The organism is Micromonospora pisi (genome assembly GCF_003633685.1).
GTDB classification, from domain to species: Bacteria; Actinomycetota; Actinomycetes; order Mycobacteriales; family Micromonosporaceae; genus Micromonospora_G; species Micromonospora_G pisi.
Genome location: NZ_RBKT01000001.1, coordinates 5,880,375 through 5,895,040 on the forward strand (window position 1 = coordinate 5,880,375; position 14,666 = coordinate 5,895,040).

Here is a 14,666-nt window from a genome sequence, read left to right on the forward strand (position 1 = left end):
AGACCGCTCGCTCGGTCGGGGCGCCGAAGTCCCTACCGGACCGTGCGGGCGCCGGTGTCGCCGATCCGGCGACCCGGGCGGGCGAGGAGCTAGTCGATCACCGGGGCGGTCGGCACGGCGCTGGCGAACGCCGACCAGGCGGTCGCGGGGAAGAGCAGCACCGGGCCGGCCTGGTCCTTCGAGTCACGGACCCCGATCGCGTCGGCGGTGACGGCGAACTCCACGCAGGCGCCCTGGTCGCCACTGCGGCTGCTCTTGCGCCAGGTGGCGGTCGCGAAGGCGGCCATCGTGGTGGTGGTTGGAGCGGACATGTGTCTACCGTCCCTTCAGGATGTTGGAGATCAGCTCGCCGCTCGCCTCCGGGCCCAGGGCCACGGTTCGCAAGTGCTGCATGATCTTCATACAGGTGTCGAGCTCGGGCGCGCTGTCGAAGGAGAGCTGACCGGCGACAGTCTCGACCGAGGCCAGGGGTTGATCGTCCAGGCCGAATTCAAGGATGTGCAGTGATCCCCTGGTGCCCCGGTGGTAGCCGGTGTCCAGCGGGATCACCTGGATGGTCATGTGTGGCAGCTCGGCGATTTTGATCAGGTGTTCCAGTTGTTCACGCCAGGCCGCCTCGCCGCCGACCTTGCGCATCAGGGCCACCTCGTCGATCACCGAGACGACGACCAACGGATCGGGTGCGGCGGTGAGGCGTTTCTGTCGGTCGAGCCGGAGCTGCACCCGCTTTTCGATCTCGTCGTCGGTGAGGGTGTGCGGCCCGCCCCGCATGATCGCCCGGATGTAGTCCGGGGTCTGCAACAGGCCCGGCACCAGGGACGGTTCGAACGACTGGATGCCGCTCGCCTCGGACTCCAGCGCGATGAAGTCCATCGTCTTCCGGTCCAACATGTACGAATACGACACCCACCAGCCGGGCTTCTTGGCCTCCTTGGCCAGCTCGATCGTGCCCTTGAGCTCGTCTGTGTCCACGTTGTAGTGCGTGAGCAGGGCGCGGACGGTCGCCGGGCTGGGCAGACTCAGCGCGTTCTCGTAACGCGACAGTGTGCTGCGAGTGCTGTTGATCTCCTCGGCCGCCTTTTCGAGGGTCAGTTCGGCCTTCTCCCGGTAGGTCCGGAGGGCGATGCCGAGTCGGCGGGCGCGAGCGGTCTTCGGTGCCATGGACCGAGTTTGACATACGTCGGCGAGAAAGTGTGCATGAGAGATCTCCCGTGAGAGTTGCATTCACGCTTTCACGGATGGCAACCTGTCATGGCGTCCTCGCTGCCGGTGGTCGTGTCGACGGTGGCGGTGAGTGACGGATTGGGGAATGAGGCGCACGGTGGTCGGGGACTCCCCCGTACCCGACCGCCGTGTGCCCCACCGCCGCGGACCCGGAGGTGTCGGATGACAGCGACCCCCTGTTGGCCTCGTGTTTCACGCTGCCGATGGTGTACGCGGCCGGTGCTGCGCGACAACGACGGCGCGTGGATCCACGCCGACCTGGCGTACGTCTGCCGTGACCGTTCGGGCGGCCTGGCCGGCACCACGGCGGAACCCGAGGCGGTGGCCCGCCATGCCGGCTGACCACCGTCGCCCGCCCGCGCGACCGGCACCGGCAGGTCGCCGGCCCGCGTCACAGGCACCGGCAGGCCGCTGGTGGTGACCCGCTACCTGGTGGTGCTCACCGACGTGCGTCCACTCACCAACGAGGGACGCAACGAACGGGTCGAGCCGGAGCGGCGTCGGCAGGTGGTCGGTGCCACCAGCCGTGACGCCGCCGACCGGATTGCCGGCGCGTTCGCCGCGCTCGGCATGGTCCGGGCCGGTCGGCAACGCGTCAAAGTCATCGCCGTTGGCCGGCGATGTCCTGAACCACACTGAATGCCGGAGTCCCGGTGGTCGAGGTCCCCGACCACCGTGGCCCGGCCCGCGCCGCCCCGGGGCACCAGCTGGTGCCCGCCCGGCTGAGAGCCCCGGGGCGGGTCCGCGGGACCATCGTGACCCGTGTGTCGGGTCGTTCCTGACATTGATCGAATCCTCGGCCTATCGGCCCGCGCGGCGGCCACGCAGAGTAGGGTCACCGGCGTGACGAGCCCACGGAAGACCCGCGTAGCAGTCGTCTTCGGCGGTCGTAGCACGGAGCATGCGATCTCCTGCGTGAGCGCTGGAAGCATCATCAACGCCCTGGATCCGGACGAATACCAGGTGGTCCCGATGGGTATCACCAAAGCCGGCCAGTGGGTGCTGACAACTGGTGACCCAGAGCGACTGGCTATCACGGAAAGTATTCTTCCGGCGATCACCTCGGGCGCCGAGGCGACCGTCGTCCCGCCCTCCGACCCGACCGCCAACGGTCTGATGGTGCTCGAACCAGCCGAAGGCCCGACCGCACTCTCCGATGTCGACGTGGTCTTCCCCGCCCTGCACGGTGCGTACGGCGAGGACGGCACGATCCAGGGGTTGCTGGAGATGGCCGGCATCCCGTACGTCGGCTCGGGTGTCTTCGCCTCCGCCGCCGCGATGGACAAGGAGTTCACCAAGAAGCTCACCATCGCCGAGGGCATCCCGAACGGCCCGTACGCGGTGCTGCGCAGCGGCATGAACCTCTCCGAGGCGGAGAAGGAACGGCTCGGCCTGCCGGTCTTCGTCAAACCGGCCCGCGCCGGATCGTCGTTCGGCGTCACCAAGGTCTCCGACTGGGCCGACCTGGAGGCGGCGATCGTCACCGCCCGACAGATCGACCCGAAGGTGCTGGTCGAGGCCGCGATCGTCGGTCGGGAGGTCGAGTGCGGGGTGCTCGAGGGCGAGACCGGCGGCGCCCCGGAAGCCTCCGTGGTCGCCGAGGTACGGGTGGTGGCCGACCACGACTTCTACGACTTCGAGGCGAAGTACGTCGGCGACGCCTGCGAGTACGACATCCCGGCCGCCCTGCCCGAGCGGGTCACCCGGGAGATCCAGGAATACTCCTGCCGTACCTTCACCGCGCTCGACTGCTCCGGGCTGGCCCGGGTCGACTTCTTCGTCACGCCCGACCTGGAGGTCTACCTCAACGAGATCAACACGATGCCGGGATTCACCCCGACCTCGATGTTCCCGCAGATGTGGGCCGCCGCCGGGTTGGAGTACCCCAAGGTGGTCGACCGCCTGATCCGTACCGCGCTGCACCGGGGCACCGGCCTGCGCTAGCCGGCGCCGGGCGGAGGCCCGAGCCGGGGGCCGGTCGTCTCAGGCGGTGCAGCCGTAGGGCTTGGTCGCCGAGGAGGGAACGGCGGCGACCACCGACTCGGCGAGCGGGGCGATCCACTGCAACGGCGGGTCGTAACCACGCGGCACGGCGACCCGGACCGGCACCTCACGGTCCACGGTGACGAAGACCGTCTGGTCCGACTCCTCCTGGGCGTGCCAGCAGACCGCGTTCACCACCCAGACCTGGTCGGTCGGCGGGAACGAGGGGAGCGGGCTGCCGCAACTGACCGCGACCGCCGGATCGCCGTACGCGGCGTTCTGCTCCGGGCCGGCGCTGACCGGCCGTTGGGCCAGTTCGCCGAGGGTCGCCGGCAGGCGGGAGAGGAGCGCCCGGCAGACCGTGGCCGGCCGCTCGGCGAGCGGTACGGCGGACATCGTCACCGGGGCGGTGGACTGGACCCGGGGCGTGGTCGCCGACGGCGTCGGGTTCGCGGAGGCCGCGTCGGGCGTGGGGGCGAGCTTGCCGAACGCGAAGATCGCGACGAGTACGGTCAGCGGCAACGCGACCACGGTGGCCCAGATCGCCGCCTGACGGGTCGACCGGTCCGAGGCGGGCGGGACCGTCCGCTCAGCGTCGGAACCGTCCTGCTCGACCGGGGTGGAAGTGCCCTCCGCCATCAGAGGCGCACCACCGAACAGGTGAGGGTACGGGTGATCCCCGGCACCAACTGCACCTTGCTGACGATCATCTTGCCCAGTTCGTCGACCGTGTGCGCCTCGGTGAGGACGAGCACGTCGTACGGCCCGGTCACGGCATCGACCCGGACCACACCGGAGATATCCGTGATCTGCGCGGCCACGTCACGCGCCCTTCCGACCTCGGTCTGGATGAGGATGTACGCCTGGACCACGACCTGACCTCCGTCCGCCGCCGAGCGGCTTCGACCGTGAAAATACCGTACGGAGTGGGTCGGTTCCCCACCGGTGGTCAAGGGAGGCGCAAGTGAGCGTGCGGAGCAAGCGGATCGGGTGGTGTGCGGTGGCGGTGTACGGGTCCGGAGAGCGGCGTACCGGGGGCGGCGCGTGAGCGTGGCCAGCGCCGGAGAGTTCGGTCTGATCGCCCGGGTGACCGCGCGGCTGGGCAGCGGGGCGACGGTGCTCCTGGGACCCGGTGACGACGCCGCCGTGGTGAGCGCCCCGGACGCGCGGGTGGCCGCCTCGACGGACGTACTGGTCGAGGGGCGACACTTCCGCCGCGACTGGTCCTCGGCGACCGATGTCGGACACCGGGCGGCGGCCGCCAACCTCGCCGACATCGCCGCGATGGGTGCGGTGCCGACAGCCCTGCTGGTCGCCCTCTGCATCCCGACGGACCTGGAGGTGCGCTGGGCCGAGGAACTCGCCGACGGTCTCGGTGCGGAAGCCGCCCTGGTCGGGGCGAGTGTGGTCGGCGGCGACATGTCGTCGAGTCCCACCCTGACGATCGCGGTCACCGCCCTCGGTGACCTGGGCGGCCGGGCGCCCGTCGTACGCAGTGGCGCGCGGCCGGGCGACGTGGTCGCCCTCGCCGGTCGGATCGGGTACGCCGCCGCCGGCTACACGGTGCTCTCCCGTGGCTTCCGTACGCCGAAGCTGCTGGTGGAGGCGTACCGGCGACCGGAGGTGCCGTACCGGGCGGGGCCGCAGGCGGCGCGGCTCGGCGCCACCTCGATGATCGACGTGTCGGACGGGCTCCTCGCCGACCTCGGCCACGTCGCCTCGGCCAGCGAGGTCGGCATCGACCTGCGCAGCGGCGCCTTCGAGATTCCGGCGCAGATGCGGGACGCGGCGCACGCGCTCGGCATCGACCCGTACGCCTGGGTGCTCGGTGGTGGGGACGATCATGCCCTGGCCGCCACGTTCCCGGCCCAGGTGGCGTTACCGGACGACTGGCGCGTGATCGGGCGCGTGGTCGACGGCACCGGGTTGACCGTGGACGGCAAGCCGTACAAGGGAAGTGCCGGCTGGGACCACTTCAGGTAGGGACGCCGTTGTGACCGGTCGGCCGGATCGGTAAGGGACTGCTGGCGCCGTACCCTTTACGGGTGAGTGAGATCGAGATTCGCGTGGTGCGTTACGACTCCCTGGTGGCGCAGCAACTCGTCGCCGACGCCCTGGCCGACCTGGGGCGTCGGTACGGCGGCAGCGGCGACGAGACCCCGGTCGACGTACGCGACTTCGAGTCGCCCTCGGGCGCCTTCCTGGTGGCGTACCTGGGTGGGGAGCCGGTCGGCTGCGGTGCCTGGCGCAGCCACGGCGACGACGGGGAGACAGCCGAGCTGAAGCGGATGTACACCGCGCCGGCGGCCCGGGGGCGTGGGGTGGCCCGCGCGGTGCTCGGTGCGGTGGAGCGGTCGGCCCGTGAACACGGGCGCAAGCGGCTCATCCTCGAGTGCGGGGACAAGCAACCCGAGGCGATCGCGATGTACGAGTCATGCGGTTACGTGCGGATCGAGAACTTCGGCTACTACCGCGACTCCCCGGACTGCCTCTCCTACGGCCGGCCGCTCTGACAGCCCACTCGGGGGACACGAGGACACGCAAGTAGCCGTCGGGTCCTGAGGACCCGACGGCTGATGCGAGCTGGACCGGCGTGCCTGGGCCGCCGGATCGCGGGACGCGACGAACGCGTCAGGCGCGGGCGACCTTACCGGCCTTGATGCAGGAGGTGCAGACCTGCATCTTGCGGGTGTTGCCGCCACCAGCCGGGGTGCGCACAGTCTGGATGTTCGGGTTCCAGCGGCGGTTGGTCCGCCGGTGCGAGTGGGAAACGTTGTGGCCGAAGCCCGGTCCCTTGCCACAAACGTCGCACACGCTAGCCACGGGATACTCCTGGGATTGATCGTTCATGAAGTCGCCGGCAGGGTGCTGTCCGGGCAACCTGGCCAGGCTACCCGATGCCTCCGCCGTCGGGCGAATCGGCTCCACCCCACCCACCGGCTCCGGCCTGCGCCGAGGCGGCAACGGGCCGCGGCGTACGGCAGGCGTCGGTGGTCTTCAGTAGGCTTCACGCCGTGCTGCAGACCCTCGACGCCGCCGCCATCCGGCGGTGGTGCGCGGGTGGGCTGGCGGCACTCGTACGACACCAGGTCGAGATCGACGAGCTGAACGTCTACCCGGTGCCCGACGGCGACACCGGCACCAACCTGGTGCTCACCCTGACCTCGGCACAGCAGGCGCTCGCCCTCGACCCCGACGGTACGCCGGAACCGAACCCGACCGGGCCGGCCCCGCACGGGCGGGTGCTGCGCCTGATCGCCCGGGGGGCGCTGCTCGGCGCCCGGGGCAACTCTGGCGTGATCGTCTCCCAGATCCTGCGCGGCCTGGCCGACGTGCTCGCCGACGAGCCCGTGGTGGGCGGTCGGGAACTGACACGGGCGCTGCGGGCGGCCAGCACCGCGGCGTACGCGGCGGTGGCGGAACCGGTCGAGGGCACCGTACTCACCGTTGTCGCGGCGGCGGCGGGTGCGGCCGAACGGGCCGACACCGACGACCTGGCCGTGGTCGCGACCGCCGCCGCCAGCGGTGCCGCGCACGCCCTCGCGTGCACCCCCGAACTGCTGCCGGTGCTCGCCCGCGCCGGGGTGGTCGACGCCGGCGGCCGGGGCCTCTGCGTGCTGCTCGACGCACTGGTCGAGGTGATCACCGGCGCAGCGCCGAACCGGCCGGGGACGGCGTCACCCGGGCCCCGCCCGCCGCGCGCCGTCGCCCGCGAGACCGGCGCCGAGACGTACGCCTACGAGGTGCAGTTCCTGCTCGACGCCGTACCCGAGGCGGTGACCCGGATGCGGGCGGTGCTCGCCGGGCTCGGTGACTCACTGGTGGTGGTCGGCGACGGGGCCACGGCCGGCCAGGTCGGCACCTGGAACGTGCACATTCACGTCAACGACGTCGGGGCGGCGGTGGAGGCCGGGGTGGTGGCCGGCCGGCCGTACCACATCTCGGTCGTTCGCTTCGCCGACCAGGAGCCCGGTGCCGGGCCGGTCGGAGGCACCGCCGCCCTGCCGGAGCCGGTCGAACCGCCGAGCCGGGCGGCGGTGGTGGTCGCACACGGTGCCGGGCTGGCCGAACTCCTCGTCGGCGAGGGCGCCACCGTGGTCCGGGGCAACCCGTCCACCGGCGAACTGCTCGCCGCCGTCCGGTCGACCGGCGCGACCCGGGTGGTGGTCCTCCCCAACGACCCCAACACCCAGGCGGTGGCGAACGCCGCCGCCAAGGAGGCACACGAACTCGGCGTCAAGGTCAGCGTGGTGCCGACCCGCTCGCCGGTGCAGGCGCTCGCCGCGCTCGCCGTACGCGACCCGGCCCGCCGCTTCGAGGACGACGTGATCGCGATGGCCGAGGCGGCCGGGGCGTGCCGGTACGGCGAGGTCTGCTACGCCAGCCGGGAGGCGCTGACGGTGGCCGGGCGATGCCAGCCCGGAGACGTACTGGCGCTGGTCGAGGGGGAGGTGCACCTGATCGGCAACGACCTCGTGTCGACCTGCACAGCGTTGCTCGACCGGATGCTGGGCGGCGGCGGTGAACTGGTCACGTTGCTGGTCGGAGCCGACGCGCCGGCGGGACTCGCGGCGGCCGTACGGGAGCACGTCGGCAGTCGTTGGCCGTTCGTGGAGGTGCACGACTATCCCGGCGGGCAGCCGTTGTATCCGCTGCTGGTGGGGATCGAATGACCGAGCGGAGAGATGGCATGACCGAGCCGAGAGATGGCATGACCGAGCCGTTGACGGCCGAGACGCCGCTGCGCACCCCACTGGGCGAGAAGACGGCCAAGGCCCTCGCCAGCCACCTCGACCTGCACACCGTCGGCGACCTGCTCTACCACTTCCCACGCCGGTACGACGAGCGCGGCGAACACACCGACATCCGGTCGCTGGAGATCGGTGAACAGGTCACCGTCCTCGGTCAGGTGCAACGCACGACCGTACGGCCGATGCGCCAACGGCGCGGCAACCTGCTGGAGGTGGCCGTCGGGGACTCCTCCGGCGGGGTGCTGACGATCACCTTCTTCGGCAACCAGGCATGGCGTGAGCGGGAGCTGCGTCCGGGCCGGTGGGGGCTGTTCGCCGGCAAGGTCACCGAGTTCCGGGGCAAGCGGCAACTCAACGGCCCGGAGTACGTGCTGCTCGGTGAGGGGGCCGCCGACGGTGAGGTGGCGGCGGGGGAGGAGATCGAGGAGTTCGCCGGGGCGCTGATCCCGGTCTACCCGGCCGCGGCGGCGATGCCGACCTGGGTGATCGCCCGCTGCGTACGGGTCGTGCTGGACACCGTGACCATGCCGGAGGATCCGTTGCCGGCGACCATGCGGGCCAGCCGGAACCTGATCGGACTCGGCACCGCCCTGCGGGAGATCCATCGGCCGGGCACCAAGGAGGACCTCTACCGGGCCCGGCACCGGCTGAAGTGGGACGAGGCGTTCGCCGTACAGCTGACGTTGGTGCAGCGCAAGCACCGCGCGGCGGCGTGGCCAGCGCGACCCCGACCACCGCGTGACGCGGGCCTGCTCGCCGCCTTCGACGCGCGCCTTCCGTACGAGTTGACCGAGGGGCAGCGGTCGGTCGGCGAGGAGATCGCGGCGGACCTGGCCACCGCCCACCCGATGCACCGGCTGTTGCAGGGCGAGGTCGGCTCCGGCAAAACGGTCTGCGCGTTACGGGCCATGCTCCAGGTGGTCGACGACGGCGGACAGGCGGCGCTGCTGGCACCGACCGAGGTGCTCGCCGCCCAGCACTACCGGGGCATGCTCGACCTGCTCGGGCCGCTCGGGCGCGCCGGTGAGCTGGACGGCGACCCGGACGGCACCCGGGTCGCGCTGGTCACCGGCTCACTCGGCGCGGCGGCCCGGCGTAGCGCGTTGGAAGAGGTGGCCGCCGGCCGCGCCGGCATCGTGCTCGGCACGCACGCCCTGCTCTACGAGGGGGTCGACTTCGCCGACCTCGGCCTGGTGGTGGTCGACGAGCAGCACCGGTTCGGGGTGGAGCAGCGGGACGCGTTGCGGGCCAAGGCCGAGCAGCCGCCGCACGTGCTGGTGATGACCGCGACCCCGATCCCGCGCACGGTGGCGATGACCGTCTACGGCGATCTGGAGATCTCGACCCTGGCCCAGTTGCCGCGCGGCCGGTCGCCGATCGCGTCGCACGTCGTTCCGGCGTCGGAGAAGCCGGCGTTCCTGGACCGGGCCTGGCGCCGGCTGCGCGAGGAGGTGAACGCCGGACACCAGGCGTACGTGGTCTGCCCCCGGATCGGCGACGGGCCGGCGTCGGACGAGGAGCCGCCGACGGACGAGTCCGCCAAGCGCCCCCCGCTGGCGGTGACCGAGGTGGCCCCGCTGTTGGCCGAGGGGCCGCTGCACGGGCTGCGGATCGGGGTGCTGCACGGGCGGCTGCCGGCGGACGAGAAGGACGCGGTGATGCGTTCCTTCGCCGCGGGTGAACTGGACGTACTGGTGGCGACCACGGTGGTCGAGGTCGGAGTCGACGTACCGAACGCCACCGTGATGATCGTGCTGGACGCGGACCGGTTCGGCGTCTCCCAACTGCACCAGCTGCGCGGCCGGGTGGGTCGGGGTTCGGCCGCCGGCCTCTGCCTGCTGGTCTCCGAGGCGATGGAGGGTACGCCGGCCCGTGAGCGGCTGGACGCGGTCGCCTCCACTTCGGACGGTTTCCGCCTCGCCGAACTGGACCTGGAGCAGCGCCGCGAGGGGGACGTGCTCGGCGCCACCCAGTCCGGCCGCCGCTCGCACCTGCGGCTGCTCTCGTTGCTGCGGGACACCGACCTCATCCGGGACGCGCGGGCCGAGGCGATCGCGCTGGTGGAGGGGGATCCGGAGCTGACCGGGCATCCGGCGCTGGCCGCCTCGGTGGCCGCGCTGGTCGACGAGGAGCGGGCGGAGTACCTGGAGAAGGGCTGACGGCAGTCGCGACGCGTGGGGCGCGGTCGCAGCGCCCCGGACGGGTTGTGTCACCGCGTCTGTAGGTGTGTCGCCAGTTTTTGGGTGTGGCAAAGCGTCGAGGGCGGGCCGACCGGTTGGTCGGCCCGCCCTCTGGCGGATCAGTTGTTACTGGCGGAGCGGTTCAGGCTCAGGCGGTGAAGGTCAGCCGGCGACGGCGGGCCACCACGAAGAGCGCCACACCGATGCCGAGCAGGACCAGGGCACCGGCCGCGATGCCACCGGCGGCGGCACCGGTCACCGGCAGGCCACCCCCGCCGCCACCGCAGTTCTCCGGCTTCTCGTCGTTCCAGGCGATCGGCTCGCCGGCCTCGTAGCCCTCGATGTCACCGGTCACGACCAGGCCCTCGCTGCCCGCGAAGGTGACGGTTCCGCTCTTGCCCGGCTCGACGGTCAGCGTCTTCTTGTCACCGCTGTTGGGGGTGAAGATCGCGTTGACCGTCTCACCCTCGGCCGGGTTGTTGATGGTGAAGGTGAGGTCCTCGCAGGTCGCCTCGTAGGTCGCCTCGATGCAGCTCGCGTCTGCCGTCAATTCCTCGTCGAAGAGCGGCTCGGTCTGGCCCTCGACGGTCACCTTGACCCTGGTGGCCTTCTCGGCCGGGATCTCGACGACCTTGTCCTTGCCGGGCTCGAGCGTGATCGGCTCGCCGGCGGTTCCGGCGCCGTCGGTGACGACGAAGACCGCAGCAGCGGTGGCGTCGTCGCCGTTCGCCAGGGTCACGATCGCCGCGCCGTCACAGTCGGTCTCGACGTCCGCCGTCGGCTTGGGTGCCTTCGGCTGGGTCGGCGGCGTCACCGGGGGAGTCACCGGCGGGGTGGCCGGCGGAGTGGTCGGCGGAGTGGAGGGTTCCGGCGTGACCGGGGGCGTGGCCGGCGGGGTCGTCGGCGGCGTGGTGATCACGCAGAGGCCGGAGAGCGGTACGTCGTCCCGCTTCCACTGGACGTCGTGCTCGCCGTTTTCCCACTCGGCCTTGACCTGGAGCGACGCCTTGGTGCTGTCACCCGGGACACGGTGCGTCCCGGAGATCGACCCCTGGGCGTCGTACTTGTAGTCGTCGGTCACCTCGATGCCCGGAACCTGGACCCGGGTCTGCTGGGTGCCGACCCACTTCTTGGCGATCACGTCGGTGAGCCTGAACTGCTTCACGTTCGCCGGGGCGATGCTCTTGACGGTCCACTCGACGACGAACTCGCCGGTGGTGGTGTCGCACTCAGCCTTGCCGACGACCTCACTGTGGTGGGCACTCGCCGGGGCGGCCACGGCCAGCGCCGCGGCAAGGCCGACAACGCCGGCTCCCAGCACGGCGAGCGGTCGCCGGAGCGACAGCTTGGGACGGATCACGGGTACTCCTGAGGGGTGAAAGCTTCAGGGCACGGCGTTGGGGTGACGTGAACGGCCGCTGTCCACATAGGCGCGACCCACGTTGACGCCTCCCCGCCGTCGTACGCCGGCGACAACGCACCGGCACAGCGCCCGACCTTAGCGATATCAGCCGACGAGGAACAGCCTTGAGCGGGAGTTAAGGATTCCGTTATACATTCGAGATAACTGATATGCCTCGGGTTCCATGGAAGTTCTTGCCGGGCAACATTCGGTTGCTCGCCGTACTCCGAGGAATTGCGGCAAGTAGTCGTGACGTATGTCCAAAGTGTGTGCGGATGCATGTGCGGATGAAAACGCTGAGGGCGCGTCGACCGGTTGGTCGACGCGCCCTCAGACTCTTGGCGCAGGCCCGGATCCGTTAGCTATCCGGGTTTGTTTCCCGACTGGCCGTGGATTCGACTCAGGCGGTGAAGCGCATCTTGCGGCGGCGGGCCACCACGAAGAGCGCGATGCCGATGCCCAGCAGCGCGACGGCCGTGGCCGCGATGCCACCGGCGGCGGCACCGGTGAGCGGCAACTCGTCGCCCGAGCCACCCGCCTCACCCTTGGTGCAGTCGGCGGGCTTCTCCCAGGCGATCGGCTTGGTGTCGTCCAGGCCCTTGCCGCTCGGGGTGACCGTGAGGCCCTCCGAGGCGGGGAACTTGACGGTGCCGGTCTTGCCCGGCTCCACGACGAGCTGCTGCGGCTCACCCTTGCTCGGGGTCAGCGTCAGCTCGACCTTCTCGCCGTCGGCCGGGTTGACGATCTCGAAGACCAGGTCGTCACAGGTCGACTGGTAGCTGCCCGTCGGCTCGCCCGGCGCGACACAGTCGGCCGGCTCGGCCGGCTTGCCGTCGAAGAGCGGCTTCTCGACGCCCTCGGCCGTCACCTTGAGGTCGCCGGCGTTCTCGGCCGGGACCTTCACGGTTTCGGACTTGCCCGCCGCCACGGTGACGGTCTTCTTGTAGTCGCCAGCGGCGACGATGGTGAACTTCGCCGGAGCGGTCGCGTCCTTGCCGTTGCTGACGACCACCTCGACGATCCCGTCACATTCCTGGTTGACGGTCGCGTCCGGCTTCGGGGTCGTCGGCTCCGGCTCGGGCTCCGGCGCCTTGCAGTTGCCAGCCAGGTCGACGACGTCGCCCTTCGGCTCCTTCTCCGTGTACGTGTTTTTCCACTCCGCCTGCACCGTCAGCGACAGCTGGGTGGTGTCGCCCGGGTAGCGGAGTTCTTCGGTGTCGAACTTCCCGACGGTGCGCGGGTACTGCGGGTCTTGACCCTTTTCGGTCACCGACACGCCAGGGATGGTCACGTTCGACGTGATGTCCCCGACCGACTTTTTGGCGTCGACAAGGATGAACCTGTACTTGTCGACCCCCTCGGTGCCAACGTTGTCGATGGTCCAGTGGCCGACGTACTCACCGGTCTTGACGTCGCAGGCGAACTGGCCTTTGACCTCAGAGTGGTGAGCGCTGGCCGGACCCGCGACGGCCAGCGTCGCGGCGAGACCGATGAAGCCGGCCCCGAGGATGGCGAGCGGTCGCCGGAGCGACAGCTTGGGAAGGGACACGCGTACTCCTGAGGGGGTTAAAACGTTTTCGCGCGGGAGACGTGGTGCCCGGGGCGATCGCCGCGAGTGCGGCGCGACCGGCGGGGGCACCACCCCGCACCGTGTGCCGGCAGGGCAGAGCCGGCACAGCGCCTGACACTACTGATTCCGGGAGTATTGAGACAGTCTTGAGATCATTCGGCCCTCGCTGTTACTGACTTGAGATATTTGATCCACAAGTCGTATCCGGAAGATCTCTCTCGGTCGACGGGTGGTGTCGCGGAGCCCCCGCTGACCATCGGCGTACCGTCTTGGCGTGGAGAGCGGGAGGTCGTCGTGACCCGGATCGTCGCCGGCACCCTCGGCGGACGGCGCATCGTCGCCCCGTCGGGCGCGTCCACCCGGCCAACCTCGGACCGGGTACGTGAGGCACTGTTCAGTGCGCTGGACAGCCAACTGGACCTGGACGGCGCCCGTTTCGCCGACCTCTACGCCGGCTCCGGCGCGGTCGGCCTGGAGGCACTCTCCCGGGGCGCGGCACACGTACTGCTGGTCGAGGGGGACCCGAAGGCGGCCCGGATCGCCCGGGACAACCTCGCCACCCTGCGGGCCACCCCGGCCGCCCGACTGGTCACCGGAAAGGTCGCCCAGGTGCTCGCGGCGGGCCCGGACGGCGGCCCGTACGACATCGTCTTCGCCGACCCGCCGTACGCCGTGCCGGACGAGGAGATCACCGCCATGCTGGCCGCCCTGGTCGACCGGGACTGGCTGGCTCCGGACGCGGTGGTGGTGGTGGAACGGTCCACCCGTACCGGCCCGGTCGAGTGGGTGCAGGGGATCACTGCCGAGCGCGGCAGGCGTTACGGCGAGACCACTCTTTGGTACGGTCGTCGATCATGAGACGTGCGGTCTGTCCCGGCTCGTTCGATCCGGTCACCAACGGCCATCTCGACATCATCGGACGGGCCAGCCGGCTCTTCGACGAGGTGATCGTCGGCGTCCTGATCAACCAGTCCAAGAGCGGGCTCTTCACGGTCGACGAGCGGATCGCGATGCTGCGCGAGGTGACCTCGGACTACGACAACGTCCGGGTCGAGTCGTTCCGCGGACTGCTGGTGGACTTCTGTCGGGCCCAGCACGCATCGGTCCTGGTCAAGGGGATCCGGGCGGTGAGTGACTTTGATTACGAGCTGCAGATGGCGCAGATGAACATCGGGCTGGCCGGGGTCGAGACCCTCTTCATGCCGACGAACCCGACCTACTCCTTCCTCTCGTCGAGTCTGGTCAAGGACGTCGCCAAGTGGGGTGGTGACGTCTCCCCGCACGTACCCGACCTGGTCCGCCGGGCGCTGCGGGAGCGGCTGAACTCCACCGCGCCGGCCTGACCGCCGCCTGGCCAGTGGGGGTACTCCCCGGCAGGCAACGGATCGCGGCGTGCGCTTTACTGAGCGTGCCTACCGCACCGGCTCCGGTTGTCTGACGCGCCGCGCCGGGCAGTTTGGTCCCCTTGTCCTCCGGGCACCGCATCATTGGTTGAGCAGCGACCCGGTGGTACGCCGCATCATGTAGGTCGGCAGACGAACGACAGGAGTGAGGTA

Annotated in this window: 16 protein-coding genes; 9 read left to right on the forward strand and 7 right to left on the reverse strand. The window is 70.5% G+C overall.

Annotated features, from left to right (window positions below; genetic code table 11):
- Nucleotides 1-89 precede the first annotated feature (89 nt).
- Both BDK92_RS25155 and BDK92_RS25160 read right to left on the reverse strand, forming a co-directional pair.
- The gene (locus BDK92_RS25155) at nt 90-311 is read right to left on the reverse strand and encodes a DUF397 domain-containing protein (RefSeq protein ID WP_246017237.1); all 222 of its coding nucleotides are present in this window, start codon (nt 309-311) and stop codon (nt 90-92) included.
- Nucleotides 312-315: 4 nt separating this feature from the next.
- Nucleotides 316-1,161 carry a helix-turn-helix domain-containing protein gene (locus tag BDK92_RS25160; RefSeq protein WP_121158924.1) on the reverse strand — a complete coding sequence of 282 codons (846 nt, stop codon included), beginning with the start codon at nt 1,159-1,161 and terminating at the stop codon, nt 316-318.
- 282 nt (nt 1,162-1,443) lie between these two features.
- Between BDK92_RS25160 and BDK92_RS40875 the strand changes: the two genes are divergently transcribed.
- The 3 genes from BDK92_RS40875 (at nt 1,444) to BDK92_RS25175 (ending at nt 3,168) form a co-directional block, all read left to right on the forward strand.
- Nucleotides 1,444-1,566 carry a hypothetical protein gene (locus BDK92_RS40875; RefSeq protein WP_281278644.1) on the forward strand — a complete coding sequence of 41 codons (123 nt, stop codon included), beginning with the start codon at nt 1,444-1,446 and terminating at the stop codon, nt 1,564-1,566.
- A 75-nt stretch (nt 1,567-1,641) separates the two neighbouring features.
- Nucleotides 1,642-1,863, forward strand: coding sequence for a hypothetical protein (locus BDK92_RS25170; RefSeq protein ID WP_121162559.1), 222 nt, complete (start codon nt 1,642-1,644; stop codon nt 1,861-1,863).
- A gap of 204 nt (nt 1,864-2,067) precedes the next feature.
- Nucleotides 2,068-3,168 carry a D-alanine--D-alanine ligase family protein gene (locus BDK92_RS25175; protein ID WP_121158926.1) on the forward strand — a complete coding sequence of 367 codons (1,101 nt, stop codon included), beginning with the start codon at nt 2,068-2,070 and terminating at the stop codon, nt 3,166-3,168.
- 39 nt (nt 3,169-3,207) lie between these two features.
- On the opposite strand, the gene BDK92_RS25180 is transcribed toward BDK92_RS25175, so the two are convergent.
- Together BDK92_RS25180 and BDK92_RS25185 are read right to left on the reverse strand one after the other, a co-directional pair.
- Nucleotides 3,208-3,846: a DUF3515 family protein gene (locus BDK92_RS25180; RefSeq protein WP_121158927.1), complete on the reverse strand. Its 639-nt coding sequence runs from the start codon at nt 3,844-3,846 to the stop codon at nt 3,208-3,210.
- On the reverse strand, nt 3,846-4,079 hold the full coding sequence (locus tag BDK92_RS25185; protein ID WP_121162560.1) for an Lrp/AsnC ligand binding domain-containing protein: 234 nt from the start codon (nt 4,077-4,079) through the stop codon (nt 3,846-3,848). Before BDK92_RS25185 ends, BDK92_RS25180 begins: the two co-directional genes overlap by 1 nt.
- A 172-nt stretch (nt 4,080-4,251) precedes the next feature.
- On the opposite strand from BDK92_RS25185, the gene BDK92_RS25190 reads away from it, so the two are divergent.
- Nucleotides 4,252-5,190: a thiamine-phosphate kinase gene (locus BDK92_RS25190; protein WP_121158928.1), complete on the forward strand. Its 939-nt coding sequence runs from the start codon at nt 4,252-4,254 to the stop codon at nt 5,188-5,190.
- Between the two features lie 62 nt (nt 5,191-5,252).
- The gene (locus tag BDK92_RS25195; protein ID WP_121158929.1) at nt 5,253-5,720 is read left to right on the forward strand and encodes a GNAT family N-acetyltransferase; all 468 of its coding nucleotides are present in this window, start codon (nt 5,253-5,255) and stop codon (nt 5,718-5,720) included.
- 118 nt (nt 5,721-5,838) lie between these two features.
- Here BDK92_RS25195 and rpmB read toward each other — a convergent pair whose 3' ends face one another.
- Nucleotides 5,839-6,030 (reverse strand): 50S ribosomal protein L28, encoded by a 192-nt coding sequence (gene rpmB, locus BDK92_RS25200; RefSeq protein WP_121158930.1) that lies wholly within the window; start codon nt 6,028-6,030, stop codon nt 5,839-5,841.
- Nucleotides 6,031-6,221: 191 nt separating this feature from the next.
- Here rpmB and BDK92_RS25205 point away from each other — a divergent pair, with 191 nt between their 5' ends.
- Nucleotides 6,222-7,880 carry a DAK2 domain-containing protein gene (locus BDK92_RS25205; RefSeq protein ID WP_121158931.1) on the forward strand — a complete coding sequence of 553 codons (1,659 nt, stop codon included), beginning with the start codon at nt 6,222-6,224 and terminating at the stop codon, nt 7,878-7,880.
- 38 nt (nt 7,881-7,918) lie between these two features.
- Complete coding sequence (gene recG, locus BDK92_RS25210) at nt 7,919-10,117, forward strand: ATP-dependent DNA helicase RecG (RefSeq protein ID WP_121162561.1); 2,199 nt, start codon at nt 7,919-7,921, stop codon at nt 10,115-10,117.
- A 169-nt stretch (nt 10,118-10,286) separates the two neighbouring features.
- On the opposite strand, the gene BDK92_RS39150 is transcribed toward recG, so the two are convergent.
- Both BDK92_RS39150 and BDK92_RS25230 read right to left on the reverse strand, forming a co-directional pair.
- On the reverse strand, nt 10,287-11,498 hold the full coding sequence (locus tag BDK92_RS39150) for a cell wall anchor protein (RefSeq protein WP_170208677.1): 1,212 nt from the start codon (nt 11,496-11,498) through the stop codon (nt 10,287-10,289).
- Between the two features lie 442 nt (nt 11,499-11,940).
- The gene (locus tag BDK92_RS25230; protein ID WP_121158935.1) at nt 11,941-13,089 is read right to left on the reverse strand and encodes an LPXTG cell wall anchor domain-containing protein; all 1,149 of its coding nucleotides are present in this window, start codon (nt 13,087-13,089) and stop codon (nt 11,941-11,943) included.
- Nucleotides 13,090-13,404: 315 nt separating this feature from the next.
- On the opposite strand from BDK92_RS25230, the gene rsmD reads away from it, so the two are divergent.
- Both rsmD and coaD read left to right on the forward strand, forming a co-directional pair.
- Nucleotides 13,405-13,968 carry a 16S rRNA (guanine(966)-N(2))-methyltransferase RsmD gene (gene rsmD, locus BDK92_RS25235; RefSeq protein ID WP_121158936.1) on the forward strand — a complete coding sequence of 188 codons (564 nt, stop codon included), beginning with the start codon at nt 13,405-13,407 and terminating at the stop codon, nt 13,966-13,968.
- Nucleotides 13,965-14,453 (forward strand): pantetheine-phosphate adenylyltransferase, encoded by a 489-nt coding sequence (coaD, locus tag BDK92_RS25240; protein ID WP_121158937.1) that lies wholly within the window; start codon nt 13,965-13,967, stop codon nt 14,451-14,453. Before rsmD ends, coaD begins: the two co-directional genes overlap by 4 nt.
- Nucleotides 14,454-14,666 lie beyond the last annotated feature (213 nt).